22 protein-coding genes are annotated in these 25,800 nt (G+C 52.0%); all 22 read right to left on the reverse strand.

The genetic code is table 11. From position 1 onward, the window contains the following. Nucleotides 1–12: 12 nt before the first annotated feature. Nucleotides 13–1,269 (reverse strand): sensor histidine kinase, encoded by a 1,257-nt coding sequence (locus O9139_RS07075; protein WP_270878761.1) that lies wholly within the window; start codon nt 1,267–1,269, stop codon nt 13–15. Between the two features lie 174 nt (nt 1,270–1,443). After that, nucleotides 1,444–4,047 (reverse strand): Ig-like domain-containing protein, encoded by a 2,604-nt coding sequence (locus O9139_RS07080; protein WP_270878762.1) that lies wholly within the window; start codon nt 4,045–4,047, stop codon nt 1,444–1,446. Between the two features lie 181 nt (nt 4,048–4,228). Further along, a complete protein-coding gene (locus O9139_RS07085) occupies nt 4,229–4,897 on the reverse strand; it encodes a response regulator transcription factor (protein ID WP_270878763.1) in 669 nt (222 codons plus the stop codon). Nucleotides 4,898–5,070: 173 nt separating this feature from the next. After that, on the reverse strand, nt 5,071–6,210 hold the full coding sequence (locus O9139_RS07090; RefSeq protein WP_270878764.1) for a glycerate kinase: 1,140 nt from the start codon (nt 6,208–6,210) through the stop codon (nt 5,071–5,073). Next, complete coding sequence (locus tag O9139_RS07095) at nt 6,207–7,199, reverse strand: D-2-hydroxyacid dehydrogenase (protein ID WP_270878765.1); 993 nt, start codon at nt 7,197–7,199, stop codon at nt 6,207–6,209. Before O9139_RS07095 ends, O9139_RS07090 begins: the two co-directional genes overlap by 4 nt. A 14-nt stretch (nt 7,200–7,213) precedes the next feature. Beyond that, entirely contained in the window at nt 7,214–8,701 is a 1,488-nt protein-coding gene (locus tag O9139_RS07100; RefSeq protein WP_270878766.1) for an aldehyde dehydrogenase family protein, read from the reverse strand. A gap of 20 nt (nt 8,702–8,721) precedes the next feature. Next, nucleotides 8,722–9,903, reverse strand: coding sequence for an iron-containing alcohol dehydrogenase (locus O9139_RS07105; protein WP_270878767.1), 1,182 nt, complete (start codon nt 9,901–9,903; stop codon nt 8,722–8,724). A 53-nt stretch (nt 9,904–9,956) separates the two neighbouring features. Then, a complete protein-coding gene (locus O9139_RS07110; RefSeq protein WP_270878768.1) occupies nt 9,957–11,750 on the reverse strand; it encodes a cache domain-containing sensor histidine kinase in 1,794 nt (597 codons plus the stop codon). Continuing rightward, nucleotides 11,747–13,333: a response regulator transcription factor gene (locus O9139_RS07115; RefSeq protein ID WP_270878769.1), complete on the reverse strand. Its 1,587-nt coding sequence runs from the start codon at nt 13,331–13,333 to the stop codon at nt 11,747–11,749. Before O9139_RS07115 ends, O9139_RS07110 begins: the two co-directional genes overlap by 4 nt. Nucleotides 13,334–13,432: 99 nt before the next feature. Beyond that, a complete protein-coding gene (locus tag O9139_RS07120; RefSeq protein WP_270878770.1) occupies nt 13,433–14,302 on the reverse strand; it encodes an NAD(P)-dependent oxidoreductase in 870 nt (289 codons plus the stop codon). A gap of 72 nt (nt 14,303–14,374) precedes the next feature. Beyond that, nucleotides 14,375–15,085, reverse strand: a complete 711-nt coding sequence (locus tag O9139_RS07125; protein ID WP_270878771.1) for an RraA family protein — start codon at nt 15,083–15,085, stop codon at nt 14,375–14,377. A 67-nt stretch (nt 15,086–15,152) separates the two neighbouring features. After that, nucleotides 15,153–15,986 carry a carbohydrate ABC transporter permease gene (locus O9139_RS07130; RefSeq protein WP_270878772.1) on the reverse strand — a complete coding sequence of 278 codons (834 nt, stop codon included), beginning with the start codon at nt 15,984–15,986 and terminating at the stop codon, nt 15,153–15,155. A 15-nt stretch (nt 15,987–16,001) separates the two neighbouring features. Then, nucleotides 16,002–16,955, reverse strand: a complete 954-nt coding sequence (locus O9139_RS07135; RefSeq protein ID WP_270878773.1) for a carbohydrate ABC transporter permease — start codon at nt 16,953–16,955, stop codon at nt 16,002–16,004. A 38-nt stretch (nt 16,956–16,993) separates the two neighbouring features. After that, on the reverse strand, nt 16,994–18,400 hold the full coding sequence (locus tag O9139_RS07140; RefSeq protein ID WP_270878774.1) for an ABC transporter substrate-binding protein: 1,407 nt from the start codon (nt 18,398–18,400) through the stop codon (nt 16,994–16,996). 116 nt (nt 18,401–18,516) lie between these two features. Then, on the reverse strand, nt 18,517–18,813 hold the full coding sequence (locus O9139_RS07145) for a Dabb family protein (RefSeq protein ID WP_270878775.1): 297 nt from the start codon (nt 18,811–18,813) through the stop codon (nt 18,517–18,519). Nucleotides 18,814–18,828: 15 nt separating this feature from the next. Then, complete coding sequence (locus tag O9139_RS07150) at nt 18,829–19,941, reverse strand: Ldh family oxidoreductase (RefSeq protein ID WP_270878776.1); 1,113 nt, start codon at nt 19,939–19,941, stop codon at nt 18,829–18,831. Further along, nucleotides 19,938–20,615 carry an RraA family protein gene (locus tag O9139_RS07155; RefSeq protein ID WP_270878777.1) on the reverse strand — a complete coding sequence of 226 codons (678 nt, stop codon included), beginning with the start codon at nt 20,613–20,615 and terminating at the stop codon, nt 19,938–19,940. Before O9139_RS07155 ends, O9139_RS07150 begins: the two co-directional genes overlap by 4 nt. 642 nt (nt 20,616–21,257) lie before the next feature. Continuing rightward, nucleotides 21,258–22,271: a LacI family DNA-binding transcriptional regulator gene (locus tag O9139_RS07160; RefSeq protein WP_270878802.1), complete on the reverse strand. Its 1,014-nt coding sequence runs from the start codon at nt 22,269–22,271 to the stop codon at nt 21,258–21,260. Nucleotides 22,272–22,474: 203 nt separating this feature from the next. Next, nucleotides 22,475–23,161 carry an RraA family protein gene (locus O9139_RS07165; RefSeq protein ID WP_270878778.1) on the reverse strand — a complete coding sequence of 229 codons (687 nt, stop codon included), beginning with the start codon at nt 23,159–23,161 and terminating at the stop codon, nt 22,475–22,477. A 32-nt stretch (nt 23,162–23,193) separates the two neighbouring features. Continuing rightward, nucleotides 23,194–23,901 (reverse strand): RraA family protein, encoded by a 708-nt coding sequence (locus O9139_RS07170; protein WP_270878779.1) that lies wholly within the window; start codon nt 23,899–23,901, stop codon nt 23,194–23,196. Nucleotides 23,902–24,032: 131 nt separating this feature from the next. Beyond that, nucleotides 24,033–24,866, reverse strand: coding sequence for a carbohydrate ABC transporter permease (locus O9139_RS07175; RefSeq protein ID WP_270878780.1), 834 nt, complete (start codon nt 24,864–24,866; stop codon nt 24,033–24,035). A gap of 17 nt (nt 24,867–24,883) precedes the next feature. Next, a complete protein-coding gene (locus O9139_RS07180) occupies nt 24,884–25,774 on the reverse strand; it encodes a carbohydrate ABC transporter permease (RefSeq protein WP_270878781.1) in 891 nt (296 codons plus the stop codon). Nucleotides 25,775–25,800 lie beyond the last annotated feature (26 nt).

Genomic DNA, 25,800 nt, shown 5'->3' on the forward strand with positions numbered 1-25,800 from the left:
ATAATTTAATACTCAAGCCACAACTTGATAGGGGACCTTGATCGTGACTTTAGTCCCAGCCCCGGGTTCACTTTCATAAGTGATCACACCGTTCATGCTTTGAATAATTCGAACCGCCAGTGCCGTTCCAATACCAGTTCCCACTTCCTTCGTTGTGAAAAATAAGGTGCCGATGCGCGAGACCTGCTCCTTGGTCATGCCCTTCCCGTTGTCCATCACGACAATTTGCGCATGCTGGTCATGGCCGGTAAGGTGCAGCAAAACTTCTCCATCCGACGGCGTCGCTTCCACCGCATTTTTAATAATATTAAACAAAGCTTGCTGCAATTGCCCGCGGTCAGTGTGAATCATGATATCTCCTTGCAGGTTCGAGCTCAATAAGACACCATTGTTGGTCGCCATGGGCATAAACAAGGTGGTGACGTTTTGCAGCATGTCCGATAAGGAAAAAGATTCAATCTTCGTCAGCTTCGGCTTGGCAAAATACAAGTAATCATTAATGATCGCTTCCGTCCGCTCCAGCTCACCCAGGGCGATCTCCAAATACTGCGCGTTCTTCCCTTGCTCATGAGGACGCATCATCTGCAAAAAACCTTTGACCACCGTTAAAGGATTGCGGACTTCATGGGCGATAGAAGCTGCGAGCTGACCTAACGTTTTCATTTTCTCGTTATGCTGGATTTCCTGCTTCATGACAATTCTTTCGTGACAAACCTCCTGCAGCATGGCCGAGATACAAGCAGCCGTGCTTTGGAAAAATCCGAATAGCAGCACCGTGACAGCCGGATTATGCTCAAGTTGAATCGAAATATCCTTCAGCATCGTAAACGAGACTAAGACCGCCAGCATCACCAGCGAAGGCAGCACGGAAATCAGGAGCGTTCCACGAATGCGATATTTGCCCGATGTCCCTTTCATTTTCCAGGAAGGAAACAGCAGCAATAAAAATGTAAAGGTAATGCTGATGTAACCGAACAGCAGTGCGCTGCCACCTAAATAGGTACGTGTCGCGATGATAATCAAATAATTAACGGCGCCGGCGATTGGCCCCCCATAAATGGTAGATATCACAAGAGGTACATAGCGAAGGTCCCAATACAGATTCAACGCTTCATACGAGAAAATGAGGCAAAGCATGGAAGACAGGCCCTGCAGCAATCCAATTCCGAAAGTAGATCTTACAAAAGGCCATCGATCCCCGATGGCTGTGAGTACCAAAGTCGGTGCGAGAACGATCAATATGTTGAGAAACAATTTTTCGATTAACATGCGCGTTCACACACATCCCAAGGGTACAGATTTCAAATAAAGGTGCTTCCCAATTGTTTCTACATTTACGAACAATTCCCCTGCCTGGCATGAACTTTGGATAAAAATAATCCAGCAGGCATGCAAAAGGCGCCCCCCCGTCTAAGACGGAAAGACGCCTTGCCTTGTATTGAGCTATTCTTTAATCGTTACATAGACCGTTGTCTTCATGTTGCCAAAAGTGACGCTGATCACCGCTTTACCTTTGCCGTTCGCTTGAATGACACCGTCTTTCACATCGGCGATGCGGATGTTGTTGCTTTTCCATAATGCTGGCAACGTCACATCTTGTTCACTTTGATCCGCATAGGTTGCCGTCGCTTTCACGTTGTAAGTAGCGCCTAGCTTCATTTCCACATTGACGATATCTGTCTTCAAATATTTCAACGTGTCCACTTCTACAGGGATCGAGATCGTCTTTCCGTTGTACGTACCCGAAATGTTCGCTTTACCCGACCCTACAGCTGTAACCAGACCGTTATCCACAGATACCACTTTGTAGTTCGAAGATTTCCAAGTCCCGGAAGTGCTCACATCTTTCTTGCTGCCGTTAGCCAGCATAGCCGTAAGATTTACCTGAACGGAATCTCCGGTTTTCATGGAGATGAACTTCTTGTCCGTATCAACCGTCTGCACCGCACCGACTTCCACAGGAATGGTAACGGTTTTCCCGCCGTAAGTTGCAGTCACTGTCGTTTTGCCATTCGCTACGGCTGTTACAGTACCGGCGGCAACTGTAGCCACCGCAGGAGTGCTTGATGTCCATTGCGCCTGGCTTGTCACATCGCTCGTATTGCCGTTCACATCCGTGGCTGTGATGACGATAGCTTTCGTTTCACCGATATCGATGGCAATGGATGTCACGTTCGGCGCCAACGTGCTGGCCATATCGACCTGGACATTCAGCGTCAGGCTCTTGCCGCCGTATTCAGCGGTGATGACCGTTTCTCCGGCAGCCACAGCTTTAAGCACGCCTTCACTCACTGTTACCGCTTTTGTATTCGAGCTTGTCCAGACAGCGTCTTTGCTGACTTCAGCTGTCGTGCCATCCGTATATGTAGCCGTCACCGCAACGGCTTGGCTGTCGCCCTTTTTCAGAACGATGTTGGAAATCGAATCTTTATCGCTGGTTAAGCTTTTCAAAATGCCGACGGATACTTGAACCGTAACCGTTCTTGTTCCATATTTGGCTGTCACGGTAGCCGAACCTTTGCCGACAGCTGTAATCAAGCCGTTACTGACTTCAGCAACCGAGGAATCACTGGTTGTCCACTCCGCTTTGTTCGTTACGTCAGCCTCTGAACTGCCGCTATATACCGCTGTAAGACCGATCTGCTCGTAGCTGCCAACCTGGAAATCAAGGTTTTTCTTGCTGGCCTTGATATACGTAGGGATATCGACATAGATTTTGGAACTTACGCTTTTGCCGCCGAAGCTTGCTGTAATCGTCGCTTCTCCGGCTTTGAAAGCCGTAATTTTACCATTCGTGACGTCGAGAATGTTATCATCACTAACTTTCCAAGTTGCCTGATTCGTCACATCTGCCGTCGTACCATCGTTGAAAGCAGCCGACAGTGTCAAAGCAGGTGTATCCGTCGTTTTCATTGAAAGGCTCTCTTGGCTGATGGTAAGCCGCTTAGCCACATCGACATCAACGGTAGCTGTAACCGAACGCTCGCCGTATTTGGCTGTGATCGTCGCCTCGCCTGTCGCATTGGCAACGAGCTTGCCTTTATCCACGTACACAACGCTTTCATCGGAAGATGACCAGTCTGCACGGTCTGCGATGTTATTCGTAGAACCGTCCGCATAAGAGGCTGTCAACTGAAGCTGTGTCGTACTGTTCTTCTTCATGTACACTTGCTGCTGATCAAGATCCAGCTTGATCGCTTTATCAACATCCGTCTTGATTTCAACGGATTGTGTGCCGTAAGTCGCTGTGATCATCGCTTGTCCCGGACCGTATCCGGTAATCTTGCCTTTCAAGACATCGGCAATATCCGGATGATCGGATTCCCATTCCGCTTTATCGGTCACATCTTCTACGGAGCCGTCCGGGAAAGTAGCTGTCAATTTGATCGTTTGCGAATCATGAAGCAGGAGGGAAAGCTGGGATTGATCCGGCTCCAGACGCTTGACGATCTCCACATTGACAGGAATCGTCACGGAACGATTGTTATATTGAGCCGTCAAAGTCGCAGTACCCGAGCTAAGGCCTGTAATCTTGCCATTCACTACGGTAGCAATCGCGTCCTTATCAAAGCTCCATTCCGCTTTCTGCGTAACATCTTCATTCGTGCCGTCATCATAATAAGCCGTCAGTGTGATCTGATCCGATTGTCCCAAACGCAAATCAACGCTTTGCTTATCTTTGATTAGCGAGCGGACATGCTTGTTAACCGTAACATTGACGATAACGGTTTTGTCCGAATACGTGGCCGTAATCACGGCGGTACCCGCCTTCTTCGCTGTGACTGAACCCGCATACACAGCAGCAACGTCATTGGCGCTTGAATTCCAATCCGTCTTCACCGTGACGGTCTCCGTCGATCCGCTCTCGTAGACCGCAGTTGCCGTCATCGCGAGCGTATCCCCGACTTCCATCGTCAGTTCGTTCTTGTTGAGCACAAGCCGCGATATTTCGTCCGCCGCCAGTGCGGTGCTTCCAAAGCTGCTTATGAAAGCGAAAATAAGTAAAAATGGCAGCAGCAGCAGCTTTGATTTTCGTGCGATCATCATGTCATCTCCTTCGTCCTCGAATGTGCATTATATATTACATTGTCAGTCTACAGCACGAATCTGGATTTTGTGTGGAGTTGAGATGACCTTTTCGTGAAATTTTCACAATAAAGTCCATGAATCGACATGAATTGGCAGCAGTAAATCCGCAAAATCCGCTTCTCCCACACCGTCCGCCTGCTTAAAGCTCCAGCTTGTAGCCAATTCCTTTTATCGTTTTGATATAAGGGATCCGTGTTTTTCTGCGAATATTTTTCAAGTGCGAGTCTATAATTCTCGCGTTTCCGTAGTACTCGTAGCCCCAGAGCTTGTCGAGAATCTGCTCGCGCGTCACCACATGTCCAGCTTGCCCGACCAACAGCTTCAGAATTTCGAATTCTTTGCTTGTCAATTCGACAGCGGTCTCACCAACAAATACTTTAAAAGCGTTCACATCCAATCGCAGCTCGTTAAATTTCACGCGGCTGTTGTCCGGATCTGCCATAGCGCGCGAACGGCGCAAAAGCACTTCGACCCTTTTGACCAGAATTTGAACGGAAAAAGGCTTGACCATATAATCATCCGCACCACTATTAAAAACTTCCAGAATGAAATGTTCCTCTGACAATGGAGAAAGCAGGATAATAGGGACACTCGATTCTTGTCTCAGCGTACGGGCAAGCTCATACCCGGTGAAACCAGGAATTTGAATACCGGAAATGATTAAATCGTAGTTTCCCTGGCGCCACAGCCGAAGCCCTTCCTTATCGTCTGACGCGGTCGTTACGTGGTACTCTTGCGAAGACAGGTTTTGTTCAATAACTTCTCTAGTAATCTCATCTTCTTCGATAACTAAAATGCGCGCTTTCAACCTTTTCACCTCAAAATTATGAATAGCCTGACTTTTATGTATACATTCTAGACGTTACTTATGGTTTAAAAGTTGCACATAAAAATTCAGCCTTCACAGATGAAAATAGGCCGATAGCGGAAAGCCTCTTCCGCTATCGGCCTTGCGCGCGTTCGCTGCGCCTGGCGGTGCACTTATCGCCCCGCGCGCCCCGCAGCAAACGTCCGCATCACGCGCTCCGCAGCATGCTCAAGCAGCTCGTGTGTGCGCGACATCGCCTCCGCAAGCGTCATCGGGCCATCGACGATGCTGTGCACGCCGGTGATCCCCGCAGCATACAGCACATCGATGCCGGGGCCCACCGAGCCGGCCAGCGCAATGACCGGCACGCCGAATCGCCGTGCTTCCTGGGCGATACCCAGCGCCGTTTTGCCTGAGGCTGTTTGCGAATCGACTCGGCCTTCCCCTGTGATCACCATATCGGCATCCGCCAGATGAGCAAGCAGCCCGGATTCCGCGATCACGATGTCAATCCCACGTTTCATCTCAGCTCGGAAAAAAGCAAACAAAGCCCCGCCGACGCCCCCCGCCGCTCCGGCTCCCGGCAAATCGTGAACCCGAATACCCGTCTGCTCCGCGATCCGGTCCGCCCAGTTGCGCATCCCCGCTTCAAGCTCCTCCGCCATCTCAGGCGTAACGCCTTTTTGCGGTCCATATACCGCCGTTGCGCCGCTCACGCCGAGCAGCGGATTCTGCACATCGGCAGCAATCGTGAAGACCGCTTCCCGCAAACGCGGATCCGCCTTCCGGTCATCAATCTCCGCAATCCTGTGCAGCTCTCCGCCGCCGTAACCGATTTCGGCACCTTCCTTATCCAGCAGGCGAATGCCTAAAGCTTGAAGAAGCCCGGCTCCGCCATCATTGGTCGCGCTTCCACCGATCGCGATAATAAACTTGCGGCAGCCTGCATCCAGCGCATGGCGGATCAGTTCGCCGGTTCCGTAGGTGGTCGCGCGCAGCGGATCCCTGCCGTCCGGCGGAACGAGCTCCAGCCCGGAAGCGCTGGCCAGCTCAATGACAGCATCCGTGCCTGTCCGCAGGATGCCGAACTCGGCGGCAACGGGGGTACCGAGTGGACCTGTTACCGTGACAGGAACCTTCGTCCCGCCGAACCGGGTCAAGCTGTCCAGCGTGCCTTCGCCGCCGTCAGCAGCGGGAAGAAGCACAGTCTCCGCCTTAGGCAGACAACGCTTCACCCCTGCTTCAATCGCTAGCGCAACATCCGCTGCACGCAAACTTCCTTTAAACGAATCGGGAGCTATCACAACTTTCAAAGGGAACGCACCTCATTTACCATATTCGTCGGATTGCCTTGTAAAAAAGCGGCCACATTGCCCACAGCAATGCACATCAGCTTACTCCTTGCCTCATGAGTCGCCCAGGCAATATGCGGCGTAATGATGCAGTTCTTCGCCTGCAGCAGCGGATTGTCATCCCCTGGAGGCTCGACCGAGAGAACATCCAGCGCTGCGCCTCCAAGCCGCCCTTCATGAAGCGCAGCCGCCACATCGCGCTCCTGCAGCAGGCCGCCACGGGCCGTGTTGATCAGAAAGGCGCCCCGCTTCATCAGCGCAAGCCGCTCATGATTGATCAGCCTTTCCGTCTCAGGCGTCAGCGGACAATGAAGGCTGACCACATCGGATTCGGCGAGCAATTGCGCAAGCGGCACCCGCTCGGCCTGCGCTTCCTCAGAGCCCGCCGCAGCTCCCCCCGGCCGAGCCAAGCTCGTTCTGCCCGCGACGAGCACGCGCATGCCGAAGGCTTGCGCCAGCCGGCCGACTTGCTGGCCGATGCGGCCGTAGCCGACGATGCCCATCGTTTTGCCGGCCAGAGCCATCTGCGGGCTCAGCGTATAGCAAAAATCCGGCGAAGACGCCCAGCCGCCGCTCCGCACGCTCTCGCTGTGCATGCCGACACGGTGGCATAATTCCAGCAGCAGCGCGAAGACGAATTGCCCCACCGAATCTGTGCCATAAGTCGGCACATTCGTAACGGCAATGCCCAAATCGGCGGCTGCGTGCACATCGACAACATTGTAGCCAGTAGCCAAAACGCCAATGTAGCGCAAGCGGGGAAGACCCGACAGCGTTTCCCGCGAAAGTGGCGTTTTGTTCGTCAAAACGATGTCCGCCTCCTCGATCCGTTCCCGGATCTGCTCAGCCGGCGTCCGGTCATAAACCGTAACGCGGCCAAGCTGCTCAAGCTCCGCCCAGCTCAAATCCCCGGGGTTCAGCGTATAGCCGTCGAGCACGACGATTTGCATACATTCACCTCATATCAATATTGCGTATAAATCACTTTCGTTTCCGTATAAAATTGCTGATTACTGCTGCCGATAGAAAATGCGCCAAAGCCCGAGCGCTTCACCCCGCCGAACGGCATGTGCGCCTCACTGGCTGTGCCATGGTTTATATGGACCATGCCGGTTTCCAGACGGGCGGCGAACCAGTTCGCATCGCTTAAGCGATCCGTGAATACCGATGCCGCCAAACCGTATTCGGTTCCGTTGGCGATGCGCAGCGCATCTTCTTTCGTATGCGCTTCCATCACCGTCAAAACCGGACCGAAAATTTCCTCGCGCGCAATCGTCATACCTTCAGTCACTTTGGCAAATAGGGCCGGTGCCATATAAGCGCCGTTGTCATAGTTGCCGCCGCTAAGCGGTTCACCGCCGATCAAGAGCTCGGCGCCCTCCTCTTTGCCCAAGCGCACATAGCGCTGCACGGAAGCCAATTGCTCCGGATTGACCAGAGGCCCCATATTCACGCCTTCTTCCCACGCAGGCCCTACGCGCAGCTGGCGGATTTCTTGCAGCAGCGCCTCCGTCAGCCGGGCAGCGTATTCCTTCAAGACCACGACGCGGCTGATCGACGTGCAGCGTTGGCCGCTGCAGGCAAAAGCGGCCGCCACGATCTGCTTCGCAGCGCCAGCCAGATCCGCATAATCCAGGACGACCGCCGCATTTTTGCCGCCAAGCTCCAGCTGCGTCCTCGCCAGCCGCTCAGCCGCTGTGTGCTGAATACGCAGTCCGAGGCCGGTCGAACCGGTGAAGCTGATCCCTTTGACGCGCGAATGCTTCGTGAGCGGATCGCCGACCCGGCTTCCGCTGCCCGTGACCATGTTCACGACACCATGCGGCACGCCGGCTTCCGTGAACAGCTCCATCAGCCGGGCGGATGCCCATGGCGTTGCCGAGGCCGGCTTGAACACGACCGTACAGCCGTAGGCGAGTGCGGGCGCGATTTTGCGCACGGGCGTCACGACAGGGAAGTTCCACGGCGCAATAGCGGCAACGACGCCGATCGGGTAGCGGACGACCGCGTTCGAGACGTTCCGGCGCTCGCTCGGTACCGTCTCACCTACGATACGCGCTGCCTCCCCTGCCGCATAGCGCGCTTCCTTCGCCGCACGGGCGATCTCGCCCCGGGACTCAGCGACCGTTTTGCCCTGCTCCGCCGACAGGCGGAAAGCCAGCTCATCGCGGTCAAGCTCCAGCAGATCCGCAAAGCGCAGCAGAATCGCCCCACGTTCCGGTCCCGGCACTTCCGACCAAGCGGCAAAGGCGGCTTCCGCTGCGGCTACTGCACTGTCCACATCCGCTGCATCAGAGTCGGCAAAATGACCGAGCACACGATGCTGCTCCGCCGCATGAACGATGCTGAACGTGCGGCCGGAAGCCGCCGGCTTCCATGCACCGCCCACATAGTTGCCATAACTTTCGCCGCAAGCTTCCTGAAGCCATTTTACCATTTCATGCTCAGACATAGTAACCCCCGCTCCCCTCATTAATTGGCTAAAGCGCTGCTTGCAGACATCGCCGCACGGCAGATTTGCTTCAAATCCTCAAGCGTCGGCTTCACCGGATTCACAGGCACGTTGCCGGAGAGCATCGCTTCTTCCACAATCGCATCCAGATCGTTCTCCGTCACTCCGTAATCGGACAGCGTCTGGGTGATGCCGATATCCGCCTTCAGCTGTCGGATGGCCGAGACGGACCGTTCCGCTGCTTCACGCAAGGAAAGATGGTCGGTCTTCTCCCCAAAAATACCGGCGATTTCTTTAAACTTCTCCAAATTACCAACGAGATTGAACGCCATCACTTCCGGCAGTAGAATCGCGTTGACGGTGCCGTGAGGAATTTTGAACTGTGCGCCGAGCGGCATCGCGAGAGCATGAGCAAGCCCCAGCCGTGTCGGGTTGAAAGCCATGGCAGCGATTAAGCTCGCCAGCAGCATATCGTGACGCGCAGCTAAGTTCTCCCCTTGAACGACGGCGGTGCGCAGGTTGCGGGCAATCATTTTCATCGCTTGCAAAGACATGCCTTCAGAGATCGGCTGCGTCGCTTTGTTGACATAAGATTCCAAGGCGTGTGTCAAAGCGTCCATCCCTGTAGCGGCTGTGATTGGCGCAGGCAAGGATACCGTCAACTCAGGGTCGCACAAAGCGAGTGTCGGGCAATTATAAGCGGATCCTACGCTCAGCTTCGCTTTTGCTTTTTTATCGGAAAGCACGGACCAGATCGTCAATTCGCTGCCTGTGCCAGCCGTCGTCGGAACCGCAATAACCGGCGCACCCCTGCGAGGCACTTTGTTAATGCCGACATAATCGCGGATGTTGCCTTCATTGGCAAGCATCAGTCCGACGGCTTTCGCCGTATCCAACGAGCTGCCGCCGCCTACGCCGACGATAAGGTCGCAGCCTTCGCTTTTGGCTAGGACCGTTGCTGTATCGACGGAATCAATGTTCGGGTCCGGTTCAATTTCGGAAAAAATGACAAATGGCAGCTGGTTCTCCTGCAAAGGCGCAGTCAAACGATCAACCACGCCGGCTCTCAAGACGCCAGGATCACTGACAATCAATACCTTAGTACCTCCCAGCGCCCTAACGTGCTGCGGCAATGTTTGTACAGCCCCGTTGCCGAATTCAATCGTTGTCGGCAGTTCATAGCGAAAAATCCGATTCACCATCGTAATACCTCCTTTTGTCATGAGCTCAACACCCAGCCCGCTGTGACGCACGGTTACTCCATTTTATTAGGCAGTGACGCAATCACAATGAAGCCACGTTCAGCTCTTCGATCGACTTGCAGACCGTAATCGTTGCCATACAGCAATTGCAGACGTTCATGAATATTCCGGAGTCCAAGACTACTCGGTTTGTGGCTATGCGGCGGACCCGCCGAATTTAAGACGCTTCGGATCGCTGTAATTTTTTCTTCACTCAGCTCCGCCCCGTCGTCTTCCACACCGATATGCAGGGAGTGCTCATCCACCGCCGCCCAAATCTTGATCGTCCCTTGGTCTTCCTTGGTTTCAATCCCGTGAAAAATGGCATTCTCCACTAGCGGTTGAATAATCAGCTTCGGAATCTGACAGCGAAGCGTCTCCTCTGGAATTTTCATCACAAGCTCGAAACGATCGCCGTAGCGGAATTTTTGAATACTGATATAATCCTTCACATGCTGGATCTCTTCGTAAAAGCTGACGATTGGCGCACCTTTGATGCTGAAGCGGAAAATTTTGGCCAGGCTGATCGCCATATCTCCAATATCCGGGGCTTGATGGATATCGGATAACCATTTGATCGATTGCAAGGTGTTGTATAGAAAATGCGGGTTAATCTGCGCTTCGAGCGAGGCGAGCTCCGCTTCTTTTTGCTTGAGGTTCGAGACGAATACCGTGGAGATCAAATTCTGAATATCGCTGATCATGATATTAAAATGTTTGTTCAGCTTCCCGATTTCATCGGATTGGCTCACGCGCGCCCGGACGGTCATGTTGCCTTCGGCAACTTTTTCCATCAACCGAATCAGATTGTGAATCGGCCGGGAAATACGGCGGCTTAAATAGTAAGCAATTACAGTGCTCATCACGATCATAATCAGCGCGAGCAGCACAATGATGTTCTTCACTCTGGAGGCATCCATAAACAGATCGCCGGCAGGAACGACTGTAACCATTTTCCATCCCGTCGTATGGATGGTTGCAAATGCAACCAACTTGCGTATCCCCTGTTCTTCCGTAAAATAGTAGCCGTTATCCTCATGAAAAGCTTGCTGAAACAGTGTCACCTTTTCCTGCTCCAGCTTTTCCGTGACGATTGTTTTATCGCTGGCCGAAATGACCGTATTCGCCTCGTCAAGAATTAGCGTATACCCATTCGGAGCTATGCGGCCTGATGTGTAAATATTTTCCAGGGACCGCTCATTTAAATCCATCCACAAAATCCCGATTTGGCGGCCGTAAGGGTTGCTAATTTTTTTGATAAACGTGACGACGTTCGCATTCGAGCTTGTGGTATAACCGCCTACTTTGTGCGATGACGACCATAGTGCTTCTTGCGCAGCGGAATTGCGAAACGCCTGGAACCATGAGAAGCTTGTAAAATTAGGCTTTTCCCGCAGCTGATTGGCCGAAGAGAAATAATTGCCAGCTGTATCGATGAAGTACATGCCGTTAATATCGTTACGGTAAATCGTATATTTGTTCATTTCGTCTTCCACGCTGCGGCTGATCTGGCTTTTCTCATAATCCGAGGCGGTCGGGTAATCTTCGATTTGCTTTTTGATCGGATTTGGCAAGTTGAATGAATCATAGAACGCCGTATGCACGGCTTTCTCCGCTTCTTCCAGCACGACTTCCGAGTTCAGCGAGAGCTGATGGACCGTCTGCTGCAGGGAACGGCTGAGGTTGTTGTTAATAATGTGCGTAGCTACGCTGTAGGCGATATAACTTAGGACCGTCAGTGGGAGAACGACCAAGCTCAGGAAGGAGAACATCAGTTTGGCAAACAGATTGAACCGGACCTTCTTCATGGCGCCAACTTCCGAAACTCGCTCGGTGTCATTCCCGTATGCTTCTTGAACATTTGGCCAAAATGGCGAAAGTCTTTGTAGCCTACGGCTTCAGCGACCTCATAGTTTTTCATGCCGCCTGCCGCCAGCAGCTCTTTCGCTTTCTCCAGCCGCAAATCAGCGAGAAAGTCGGAGAAGTTGCTGCCGGTCTCCTGTACAAATAAATAGCTCAGATAGCTGCGGTTGAGGAAAACCCGGTTCGCTGCATCGGCCAAAGAAATCTCCTCGCCGTAATGCTGATTGACATAGTCGATGACTTCGCGAATAACTTTGCTATACGGCTTCGGCAAATGCTGATGAAGGACATGCGTCGCTTCCTGAAACAAAGCATGAACACTGTCTACAGCGTCCAGCAACGTATCGGACAAATACAGCGCTTCGCGTACCCGCTCCCTGAATTCGGCAGGCTGCTCTTTGCAGCGCTCCATCAACACCGCCTCGACAGCCTCCGCTAGCTTCAAGTAATACGCTTCGATGCTAACCGGATCATACGCCGGCGGCTGCGCCAGCCGTTCCCGCAGCTTGCTCAGTTCATCGAGCAGTGGCTTGCTGCTGCCGAGCTGCAGAGCCTGAACCGCCGTAAGTGCAGCCTCTCCGGCCGCCAACGGCGCTCCGACCGCCTCTTGGCCGGTCATCCACACGCGCTTGGCCGGGTTCAGCCATCTGGCTTTGAGCGCGCGATCCGCCTCCTGATACGACTGGCGAAGCCCTTGCAGGCTGCTCGTCATCGAACCGATCGCCCATGTTGTCGGGATGCGCAAATAATCAAGAATCGCCGATTGTGCGTGGTGGGCCAAGCTCATTAACTGCTCGTGCTTGCCTTCCTGCTGCGTCAGCACCAGGCAAAGGCTCCCTGGACGCAGGTCCACAAGCTCACCGCTGCCTTCGATTCTTACCAGTTCTTCCAATATGTTCTGAACGGCAAAATGCAGCAAGGCGCCATCGCGAAACAAGGTGCTCTTCTCTTTAAACGCATTGATTTTGACCAGCACGACAGCCTTCATTCCAGCCAGCGATTCCTGTAAGCCGAGCACGTGCTCATAGCGCTTCCATTGTTTTTCCCCAGCCTCGCCAAACAGCAGCTCCTTGAGCACCTTCTGTCTGGCGATGCCCACGGATTGCTGCAGCAGATGTGTCATCTGCTCCTGCTCGCGCAGCTTTCCCCGTTCCTCGGCAATCTCCTGCGTAACTTTCTCTACCGCTTGCGACAACGATTTATTGTCAATCGGCTTTAGTAAATAATCGGTGACCCCGTAAGAAATCGATTTTTTGGCATAACTGAAATCATCATAGCCTGAAATAATAACAATTTTGATGGACGGCCAGCGTTCTTTCACGATGCGCGAAAGCTCCAACCCGTCAAGTCCGGGCATTCGTACATCAGTCAGCAGAACATCCGGCTGCTTCTGCTCGATCATCTGCAGCGCAATTCGGCCATTAGGGGCTGCCTGCATCTCCTGAATTCCATAGCTGCTCCAATCAATCGCCCTCTGGATACCCATCCGCATCAACGGCTCATCATCTACGATTAATGCTGTCAACATGCACTTGTTCCCTCCTGCAGCGGTATATTCAGACGATCTTCTTGCTACCTATTGAATTCGCTGAAACAGGCGCTTTCCCCTCTCATCAGACCTCAACAATTAACCTCGGATGACCCGGCTGACCGCAGCAAAATCCAGCTCCCCATTTTCCTTCGCCGCCATTTCAAAGAGCTGCAGCGCCAGCGCCGTCACCGGCAGCGGTTGGCCCAGCCCTTCCTGCAGGGCAATGCCGATGTCTTTCTTCATCAAATTGAGCTTAAAGCCGGGTTGGAAACTTCTTTCTGCAATCGCCTGCGCTTTGTTGGCAAACATCCAGGAACCACCGGAGCTGCTACCAATCACTTTCTGCAAAGCATCCAAGTCGACGCCGAGCCGCTCAGATAAGGCTATCGCCTCAGAAGCGGCCAACATGTGCACGGCGGCCATCATTTGGTTAATCGCTTTTACCGCTTTGCCAGCACCGATCTCGCCGACCTTATGAACGGTCTGCGCGATCGCTTCCAAAATAGGCTGCACCTGCTGCAACGCTTCTTCACTGCCTCCCGCCATCACGGTCAGCGTTCCTTTCTCGGCGCCGATCGTGCCTCCGCTGACAGGCGCATCCAGGACAGCAGCCCCTTTGGACGCATAGGCCTGGGCTACCTCCTTCATCGCCCCCGGCGTGCCTGAAGTCATCTCCAGCAGCAGCTGCCCAGGCTTTACTGCAGCGAGTACGGCTTCGGCCAACAGCACCTCCCGCATTTGCTTATCTTCCGGCAGGATGCTCACAATGACGCCGGCAGAGGCGATGGCAGACGCAGCGGATGCGTGCACTTCTGCCCCCAAGCTGCGCAGCTCCTCTGCCGGCGCCGGGTCCCTGTGGACCGTCACATGCAGCTTGAATCCTGCTTTCGTCAGATTTCTCGCCATCGGCAAACCCATGGCCCCCAAACCGAGAAATGCAACCTGCCGCATATCGAGTAGATTCATTTGGATTTCCCCCCCCATGTGCATTCGTTTATCGAATAAGGAAAAACCCCGGTAGAACCGGGATTTTCTCACTTAATAGCCAGCTACGGACGCATCGACCGTCATGCCCATTTTATCGTACAGCTTCCGGCGGCTCTTCTTATCAGCCTCCATCTCTTGCGTTGCGTATTTGGCCACATCCCAAGCTTTCTCGAGCGGCACGACAACGATGCCGTCACCGTCGGCGACAATGATGTCATTCGGGCGTACCAACTGGCCGTTAATATTGACAGGAATATTATGCGCTTGGTACTCCACGCGTCCTTGCACCATGGTTTGAGAAACGTAACGCGAGAATATAGGAACTTGATTCAGAATCAGCTCATCGGTATCACGCGCACCGCCATTGGTGATGATGCCTCTGCAGCCTTGGCTTTTATACTCCAAACCGTTGTTAGAGCCGATAATGCCGACATTTGTATTGCTGGCGTCAAGCACGAGCACATCGTCTTCGCCGATCTCTTTGCCCCAGTGATAAGTAGCAACGTTGCCATACCAGTGGTTCGAGAACTTCGTGTAGCTTTCCGGATCCATCGTCGGAATCGTGCGGTTCGTTGGAACGAACTGGACCGTTTTGGCAAATCCGCAAAAGTTGGTGCGGAACAATGGCTTAATCTCGTCCGTATAAATGCTTCCCATAAAGTGCATCATGTTCCAATCCATACCATCGCGAACATCAGCAACGCGCAGCTTGCGATAAACTTCCATTAATTTTTGCTTTTCCTCTTTTGTCAATTCGACCATGACCATTCACCTCTTTATTAGTTTGGGGTGCTGCTTTGGCAAGTTTATTTACGAAGAGCGATCCGGGCTACAGCTTCAAACCGCTCGATGCCACACTTTGAATCACATATCGCTGCAGGATGAGGAACAACGCAACCATCGGGATAATGGTAAGTGTTGCAAGTGCAAGGCTGCTTCCGATGTACGTGCCGTTCGGTCCCAACGTATAATTAGCGACGCCGATTGAAACCGTATACATGCTGCTTTTGGATAAAATCAAAAGCGGCCACAGCAGTTCGTTCCACTTCTGCATCACAGTAATGATCGATAGCGTTGCCATGATCGGCGCCGTCAAGGGCAGGTAGATCTTGAGGAAGATGCGAAAATGATGGGCACCGTCCATTTTGGCTGCTTCTCCCAGTTCGTTCGGCAAGGAATCCATGAATTGCTTCACCAGGAAGACGCCGAACGGATAGGCCAGCGTCGGCAGAATAACGCCAACGAACGTGTTGATGAGGCCAATCTGGTTAAAAATGAGAAATCTCGTAAACACGATGACTTGATCGGGCACCATCATGGCGCTGAGGATGATGAGGAGCCACAGCTTTTTGCCCCTGAACTCTCCTTTGGACAGCGCATATCCTGCCAGTGCAGCGCCTACGATATGGCAAAATACGGAGCCGGCGACAATGATGAGCGAGTTCATGTAATAAGTGCCGATCGGCAGCGATCTAAAAACGAGCGAGAAGTTTTTCCACCCGAATTGTTCAGGCACAATGCGAGGCGGAAAGCTAAGTCCGAAATTGGCGTTGTTGTCCAAACTAATGCCGATCATAAGCACAAAGGGGTAGAGGAACACGACAGCCAGTAGTGCAAGAACGATTAATCGGACCAGTTCCACCATGTGATTGCGTCTTGTCATTCGAACCGCCTCCTTTCATCGTTCCGCTCTGCGGCTGATTTTCAGATTAATCACCGTAATCAGGAGAATCATCAGGAACAGTGCGATCGAGGCGGCCGAACCATAGCCATACTGCGACTTCTCCATCGTTTCCTCATAGAAGAAAAGCACGATGGTTTGCAAGGAGCGCAGCGGGCTTCCTGAAGCTCCCCCGAATGTGTATACATCATCAAAGCGCTGGAAGGCGCCGATGACACCGGTAATGAGCAGGAACCAGAGGATCGGGCGTACGCCCGGCAAGGTGATATGCAGCAGCTCATCGAAGCGTGAGGCGCCATCTACGCGTGCGGCTTCATAATAATCTTTGGGAATCGATTGCAGCCCCGCCATCCAGATGAGGATGTTGAAACCCGTCGACTGCCACAGCGCCAAGAAGATAACCACCCACTTGATCAGCGACGGATCACTCACCCATTCCTTCGGGCCGATCCCCAGCCACGAGAGCACATAGTTTACGGTTCCGGAATGGTCAGGGAAAAACAGGACTTTGAACACGAGTACAACCGCTACGGCTGAGGTCACATTAGGCAAAAAGTAGATCACCTTGAGCACACTTTTGCCGTACATCGCCCGGTTGATCAGGGCCGCCAGAAGGAACGAAAGCGGCAGCCCGAGCAGCAATCCGAACAATCCGATGTACAAGGTGTTATAGATGGCGTAGTAAAAATTCGGATCTGTCAGCAGATGTGTGTAATTAAACCAGCCTGCGAACTTTTCCAAACTTCCGTTGCTGGAGACGTAGAAGCTGAGAAGTAAGGTTTTGATCATGGGGTAGTAACTAATGAAGATAAGTACGCCGACAGTCGGCAGCAGATAGAGGTACCAGCTCAGCTCCTTCAGGAGATTTCTTCTGCCTGAAGCGTGCCGGATGATCACCGGAGTCGCCGGATGGGCCTCAGCAACCGTATTCGCATATGTCGTCGGTTTCATGTTGAAATCCTCCTTTGCCAAGCATACGCATACTGACGTTACTTTTGATCGGCCGCCTTATTTTTGGCGAACTCATCCATCACTTCTTTTTGAGCGGTATCCAGCGCTTCCTTAGACGGAGTGTCTTTCAAAAGCACTTTTTCCAAAGCGCGTGTGAGCGCGAATTTTGCGGTAGTAAACCAAATCGGAGACATGTATTGCGCTTGACTGACCATCTTGAACATTTTTTCGTCGGTTGCATCCGGCTTGTAATCCGTACCGAGTGCTTTCGTCGAAACCGGCATCGTATTCTTCGTTTCCCAGAGGAAGCGCTGACCGTTGCCGACGGACATCCACTTGACAATTTCCCAAGCGAGATCTTTATCCTGCGTATTTTTCACCATTTGCACGCGCACGCCGCCGAGGAAACCGCCTGTACCTTGCGGACCTTTCGGAATCATCGCCACATCGTAACGGTCCAGCATTTTCAGGGACTTGAACTTCTGCAATTGAATTGCCGGCAAATTCACGTACATGGCGATATTGTTTTTCGGCGTGGACCACTTCTCTGCACCTTGACCCTGGACCATGCCAGGTGGCGTGAACGGAATGAGCGACTTGTAAATATCCGTGGCTTTCACCATGCCGTCGCTATTCAGCGTGACTTGGTTCAAATATTCTTTGTAACCCATTTTTCCCATGTCTGCACCGAATGTATTGGCAATGATGGAGACCGCATAGCCGGCTTGATCACCAGGGATACGCGTGTACAGACCGTAAGTCTGTTCCCCTGTTTTCGGATTTTTGCCAGTCAGTTTCTTCGCTTTCTCCAGCACTTCATCCCAGGTCGGATTCTCGGAAAGCGCCTCGACACCATAATCGGCGAAAATCGTCTTGTCATAGTAAATGCCAGAACCGTCTACGGCGATCGGCAGTGCATTATTTACTGTTTTGCCGTTCTGATCCACTTCCAGCGGACCGGTGAGCAAAGTAGGCGATAAATACAAATCCTTGCTCCACTCTTTGTCTTTCTCTTCAAAAGGCGTCAAATCTTCGCTTAAGCCCTGGTTCCACATGAACTTGCTGTCTGATTCAATCGAGACATCAATTTGGCGCGACTCCACGAGCGCTTTCGCCTTCGCTTGATGATCCTTATAAGGATACGTGACAACCTCAAAATCAATATTCGGATAATCCTGCTTTAGCCGCTTTTTCAGCTCGTCAGCTCCATAGACCATCTCGCCAGTCAACGGATCCGGTGCAGTCTGATCGTTCAATCCGACGTAACCGATGCGGATTTTGCCTTTCAGTTCAGGCTTTGCTTTAACCGGTGACGTCGAAACTCCGGACGCTGCCGAATTACCTGTTCCTTTGCCGCTTGACGAAGCCTGATCCCCGCTGCCGCATCCGGCAGTCGTCATGGCAAGCATCGCTGCTACGGATAATGTAAGCCACTTGCTCTTCATTGTTTGGCCACCCTTCATCTCTTGTTCGGTACCGCTTACATCCTTATTGTAACGGAGCCTGGACAAGATTGTTAGGAGGCGCTGTTTGGATTATGTGGGCTTTGTTTAGCTTTTTATCAGCTAACCTCAATATCCACGACAATACCGTCTAATCTTCCTGATTCTCGAATCAATGCGGAGCAAGCATGATGCTCTGCATTGCTTTCATAGGCAGCCAGCGCTTCCCGGCTCTCGAACCGCACCGTCAGCACGAGCTGGTAGCCCTGATTGCGATCCGAAAAATTAAAGCCGGCCTGCAGGTCCAGCACGCCCCATAGATGCTGCCTTAATGACTTAAAGCAATCAATCACAGCCTGCAGCTGTTCATCGGTCGTATGCTCATGAAATTTCAGCAATATGATATGATCCAGCATGCTGTTCCTCCTCTTTTATCCCGTCAAACCCTGGGTCTCCCCGATAACCGGATGATGCTGGAACGCTGCATCGCTCAGCTGCAACCCGTATTTTAAGCCGATTTCATGAAGCTCCTCTACAACCTTAGGCGGAAGCTGAATGCCGCCTTGCTTGCGGGCTTCTGTCTGCCGGTATTCGATCTCCCCGGGAACCAGAATCTCGCTGACGCCGGGCGCTTTCGGTTCATTTTTAATTTGACGCATATACTGATCGACCCGCTGCTTAAACATCTCAATCGGCATGAACCGGCTAATATCAATTGCCAGGAAAAAGTGGCCGACATTCTGCGGCTCCTGCCAATTCTCGTACATGTTATTCACGTATCGCCCGTAACCTGCTCCTGTCAAAACGCCGGACAAAATATCAATGAACATCGAGATCGCGTAGCCTTTCGGCCCACCGATCGGCAATACGGACCCTTCCAGCGCCGCTTCCGCATCCGTCGTCGGATTCCCATCCTTATCGATCGCCCAGCCCAGCGGAATCTTTTCGCCTTTTTGCGCTGCCACGATAATTTTGCCTCTGGCGACAACACTTGTAGCCATGTCCAAAATAAAAGGATTTTCCTCCCCGGCCGGTACACCGATACATAGCGGATTCGTGCCGATGAACGGCCGCACACCACCTGTCGGCGGCATCGTCTGCGAGGCGTTGGACATCACCAGCAAGATGAGATTTTGCTGAATCGCTTTTAACGCATAGTAGGCTCCGGTGCCAAAATGGTTGGAGCCTTTGACCCCCACAATGCCCGCCCCGTGCAGCTTGGCGCGCTCCATCGCCAGGTCCAATGCATAGCTGCCCACTACCGATCCAAAGTTGTTGTTCCCGTCAACAAGAGCTACGTTGCCGTACTCCGAGACGACGGACGGCTTGGCTTGCGGATCCATCATGCCTTGCTCGACACGCTTCAAGTAGATCCCGGTACGTACGACGCCATGCGATTCTACCCCACGCAGATCGGCTTGCACGAGCGACTCCGCCACGATGGACGCATCAGTTACAGGCACGCCTGCACGGGTGAACACATCACAGCAAAAAGACTGCAGCTTCTCCCAATCGTATAAAAGCGGTAAACTCTGTGAACTCATAATCCCTCACAGCCCTTCTGCTTAAGTAGCTGATCGACCCAATCCCGACTGACCGTGCCATCCTCGATCGATTGCAAAATCTGCCGTTCCCGCTCCTGTTGTTCGCGAACTAGCTGCAGCACCCCTTGCGCCTCTTGGAGAGGCACAACAGCGAGACCGTCTTCATCACCGACGATGATGTCGCCCGGTTCGACGACGAGCCCGCCGATGGAGACCGGCACATTAATTTCCCCGGGACCGTCTTTGTACGGTCCACGATGGGTCACGCCCCGGGCATAAACCGGGAACGTGTCTGCCGTGAAAGCCGCCGTATCGCGAATAGCGCCATCGATCACAAAGCCGGCGATTTGCCGCTTCTGGGCGAGCCTCAGCATGATCTCGCCGACGATTGCATTGGTCAAATCGCCGCCGGCGTCAACAACAATCACGTCTCCTGGCTCCGCCATATCAATGGCTTTATGCACCATCAAGTTGTCGCCGGGTCTTGTTTTTACAGTCAGCGCTGCGCCGACCAGCTTGCCTGCCTGGTGATAGGGACGGAGTCCTGCGCACACCGCATGCATGCGGTTTAAATTGTCACTAATGTGCGGCGTCACCACATCTTGGAATTGATGAAGCAATGTGCGGTCCGGGCGTTCAGTTCGCTGCACGATTCGGAAACCTAGGTTGGGCATCACGGCACTCTCCTTCATATGGGTTGTCGGTCCTAGTGAATCTCGGACCGGATTGCTGCTTTGATCTTGTAAATCGATTTAGGAAATCGATTTACAAGTAAAATTTAACATGTTTGCTGCGTTTCAGCAAGCGATTTCAATAAAAAAAACGCTCGCGGACCCAAGGCAAGGCTGGAGCAATTGTGAAGACATTAGCTGTTTGAACGAGTCCCGCTCACACTTCCCCACGCAAGCAGTCCGACTTTCCCCAATTGCAGACGCTGCTCCCCGCTCTCACACTGTTCTAGTCCGATTTTGCCCAACTACAAGCACGAAAAAGCAGCCGAACGTACGAATCCCCCGCCCCAATCAGGCAAATCCGAACTACAGCCCCCATTCCCACTCTCATCCACTCTCTAGTTGGGCAAATCCGGACTACAGCACCTTCGCACACTTAAAAAGCCCAACAGCGCCTGATCTCTCGCTGCTGGGCTTCCCCAAGTCTTGCTGCTGCATCGCCGACGTCTTCACTAGCCGCAAACCGCTGGACGGCTAGCCTACCATTCGGTCCAGGCAAGAATGGCATCGTGCCATAACGCCCCGTCCCAAACAAAAAAATGCGCCAGTCGATCATCGACTGCGCATTTATTCATCCGCAAAACTCTACTTCTCTCCCCCACTCGACCTTCTTACGACCAGGTCAGGCTGGAGAACGACGTGCTTCGGTTTGCGCACCGTTTTGGTGCTGATTTTTTGAATCAGATTTTTAGCAGCAATTCGCCCCATTTCGTAAGCAGGTTGGCGCACTGTCGTTAACGGCGGGTTCAGGTGCTTGGCCCAAACGGTTTCGTCATAACCGATCAGCGCGATATCATCCGGGACGCGAAGTCCAAGCTCACCCAGCCCCTCCAAAATTTCCAACGTCATCATGTTATTCGTGGAAAATAGAGCATCCACTTCAGAAGCGGGGTTACGCTTAAAATAAGCCAGCACGGCTTCCTTCGCCTTTCCGCTTGCGTAATCAACTTCAACGACACTTCGGTCCGTCACTTCAAGCCCGCCTGCTTGCAGAGCTTCCCGGAAGCCTAGAATCCGCTCCTCCCACGTGCTGACGCCTGCAGAACGGTAGACGAAGCACACCGGACGGCGCCGGCCGCTTTCGATGAAATGCTCGACGGCCAGCCGGGCACCTTGAATATTATCCATGACAACGTCATCCACGTCCAAACTTTGAAGGCGGCGATTGATGACGATCAGAGGGTATTTTTTCTCCACAATCTCCTCGAATATCGCTTGATTATTGACCGTCGGATTCACGATGATCCCGTCAACCTGACGCATTTGCAACCCTTCGATTAATTCCGCTTCACGACTGGAATCTTCATTCGAGTTGCACACCATGAGGCTATACCCTGACTGACGGCACGTATCCTCGACGCCTTCCAAAACCCGGGACCAAAAGGGGTTGCTCAGGTTGGAAAGAATGATACCGATAATATTCGTCCTCATCTGCTTAAGACCACGTGCCATCGGATTCGGACGATAGTTCAATTCACGGATGATTTTCAAAACCTTTTCCTTCGTTTCTTCCGTTGCCTGCGAATAGTTTCCGTTCAGGATTCGTGAAACCGTCGTCTTGGACACTCCGGCCATTTTAGCCACATCATCAATGGTCACTCTCAATGAAATTCCTCATTTCATACCGGTGTAAACGCTTTTACAGCACCTCAATTGAATTTGAACTTAATATAACAGAAAGCAGAATCCACCGTCAATCTACGTATTCCTCGTGATTTCGTCACCGCAGCTGCCAATAAAAAGAAAAACGGATACTCACTGCCCGCAATCAGGCCGACAGTAAATATCCGTTCCGTTCACGATTAAAGAACTGTATGATCCAGCTCCCTGCCCATCGCTTCATAAATTCTTTTGCGCCCCGCTTTATCACCCTTGAGCTCTTGATGGGCGTATTTCGCAACCTCATAGGCAATTTTACGCGGAACGACGATAACACCGTCGCCATCAGCAACGACAACGTCACCCGTACGAACGACAACGCCGCCGATATTCACAGGAACGTCCAGCGCCTCAAAGCGGATGCGGCCTTGATCCATTTTTTGCGAAATAAATTTGGACCAGACTGGCACTCCTTGCAAAATGCACTCGTCCGTATCCCTGACACCGCCGTTCGTCAAATAGCCCACAATGCCGTCTTTCATTCCGCCGAGCGTGTTATTGGAGCCCAAAATGCCGACATCGACGCCGCTTTGGTCGATCACCATGAAGTCACCTTTCGTGATGCTCTTATGCCATGGGTCATAGCACACTTCACTGTAATACCATTTCACCCATTGTGTGTACTCTTCCGAAGTCATTTTGGGTACAGCTTCCTCATAAGGCACATATCTCGCCGTTCTGGCGATCCCGACAACGCGCGTCCGGTAAAGCGGGCGGATTTCATAGTGCACGGAGCCGTAATGATGCATCATGTTCCAATCCATGCCATCACGAACATCAGCTACCCGCAAATCTTTGTATAACTCCAAAATCTTCTCTCTATCGTCCATTTACACTCACGCTTCCCTTCCTCTATGTATGGTTAAATAACAGTTTGATCCAATTCCCGATTCATCGCTTCATAGATGCGGCGTCTTCCGGCTTTATCGTTCTTGAGTTCTTGATGCGCGTACTTCGCGACTTCGACTGCGATTTGGCGAGGAACAGCAATGACGCCGTCTCCGTCGGCAACGATGACATCACCTGGATGAATAACGACCCCGCCGATATTGACTGGCACATCATTAGCGTCGAACTGGATGCGTCCTTGATTCATCTTTTGCGAAATAAACTTGGACCAAACCGGGACTTCCTGCAAAATCAATTCATCCGTATCGCGAACGCCGCCATTCGTAATAAAGCCTACTGCGCCTTGCGAATAGTATTGCAGCGAATTGTTCGATCCGAGAATGCCCACGTCCACACCGCTCTGATCGACGACGACGAAATCGCCAGGCTGCGAAGCTTTCATACCGGGATTTTGCGTCACATTGGCGTAGTACCATTTCACCCATTCTGTGTATTCATCAGGAGACAGCTTCGGCACAGTTCCTTGGTACGGGACGTAGCGCGACGTTTGTGCAATGCCGACAGCTCGCGTCCGGTAAAGTGGACGGATTTCGTGATGGACGGTGCCGTAATGATGCATCATGTTCCAGTCCATGCCATCTCTGACATCGGCTACTCGCAGGTCTTTATACAGCCTTAACAATTCCTGTCTTTCATCTTGGGACATGTTCAATTTGCCCATTGGCTCACTCCCTCAAGCTTTTTTTTATATTTTTATCCCTAAAAACACGGGGTGCCCACGCCTTTAAGGAACAAAAATCTGCTGTTATGGTGGTTGAACTGCCAGTCGCGTAAATTGCGCACTTCTCGTAGTCAGCCTTTGAGTCCTCCGGTAGAAATACCTTCGATTAAGTAACGCTGGAAGAAAATGAACATCGCAAATACCGGTACGAGGGAAAGAATCGACATGGCAAACAGCGCGCCCCACGAATTATCCCCCATGGAATCAGTGAACATGCGGAGCGCCAGCGCGATCGGAAATCGCTCAATATTGCTGATGTAGAGCAGCTGGCTGAAAAAATCGTTCCAAGTCCAAATAAACGTAAAAATCGAGGTCGTCATCAAGGCCGGTAAAGTGAGCGGAAGAATGATATGCAAGTACATTTTGATCGGTCCGCAGCCGTCGATTTCCGCTGCTTGGTCCAATTCGCGCGGAAGCGAACGGATGAACTGCACGATTAAAAAGACGAAAAATGCTTCGACGCCGAGAAATTTCGGCATGACAAGTGGCAGGTACGTATTAATCCAGCCGAATTTATTGAACATAATATACTGCGGAATCACAGTGACATGAAATGGCAGCATTAACGTCGAGAGCATGATGGCGAAAAAGGCTTGGCGCAGAAAAAACTTTAGCCGGCCGAACGCATAGGCAGCCATGGAGCATGAGATCAAGTTGCCGATGATGCAAAGCGCGACCAGAAAAAACGTATTTAGAAAAAAGGTCCCAAAGGTGACACCTGAAAGCCCTGCCCATCCCTGCTTGTAATTTTCGAAGGTGAATTTATGAGGAATTAATGAAGTATTGGTGAAAATCTCCGTATTTTCTTTGAATGAACTGACGAACATCCAGAGAAGCGGATACAGCATGATCACACACCCGGCGATAATAAAGGCATGGAGGAGATATCGGGATGCTTTGCTCATGACCACAGGGATCACCTCTATTCTTGATAATAGACCCAGTTTCTTGATGTGACGAAGAGCAGCGACGTAACGAGCGCAACGGTGAGCAGCAGCATCCAGGCCATCGCAGCCGCATAGCCCATTTCGAATTGAGCGAAGCCTTTTTGATATAAATACAAGGTGTAAAATAAAGTTGAGTTGAGCGGTCCGCCGTTTCCTCCGCTGACGATAAAGGCAGGTGTAAAAGCTTGGAAAGCATGAATGATTTGCATCACGAGATTAAAAAAGAGGATCGGCGTCAGCATCGGAAAAGTGATATGGCCAAATTGCTTCACAGCTCCTGCGCCATCGATTTTGGCGGATTCATAGAGATCCGTGGGGATCTGCTTTAAACCTGCCAGGAAAATGACCATCGCCGAGCCGAACTGCCATGTAGACAGGACGATCAGCGTGTAAATCGCTGTGCTTGGGGTTGCGATCCAGTTCATCCCTTCGACGCCGAAGAGATGCAGGATACTGTTCATCAGCCCTTCGCCGCCAAATAACTGCCGCCATAATAAAGCGATAGCTACACTGCCGCCAAATAACGAAGGCACATAGTAAATGGCCCGATACACGCGCAGCCCCCGGATGCCCCTGTTTAGGAGCAGGGCCACGGCCAAGGCAAAAGCTAAGGAAAGCGGAACCGAAAAAAGGACATAATGCAAAGTCACTTTGATGCTGTTCAAATATTTATCGTCATGGAACATCTCGATGAAATTGCCGAGCCCGATCCATTTGGGAGCGGAGAACAGGTCATAACGGGTAAATGCCAAGTACAGTGAAAATCCCATTGGAAATGCACTGAGCACAATCAAACCAATGAGCCATGGTGTCAAGAAAAAATAGCCGATCCAATTATTTTTCCAGAATGTTTTTATGGCCTGCATAGTTTCACCCCAGTGGGGCAGCCGTA

Origin of the sequence: Paenibacillus aestuarii, assembly GCF_027789125.1 — a bacterium.
Lineage (GTDB): Bacteria > Bacillota > Bacilli > Paenibacillales > NBRC-103111 > Paenibacillus_E > Paenibacillus_E aestuarii.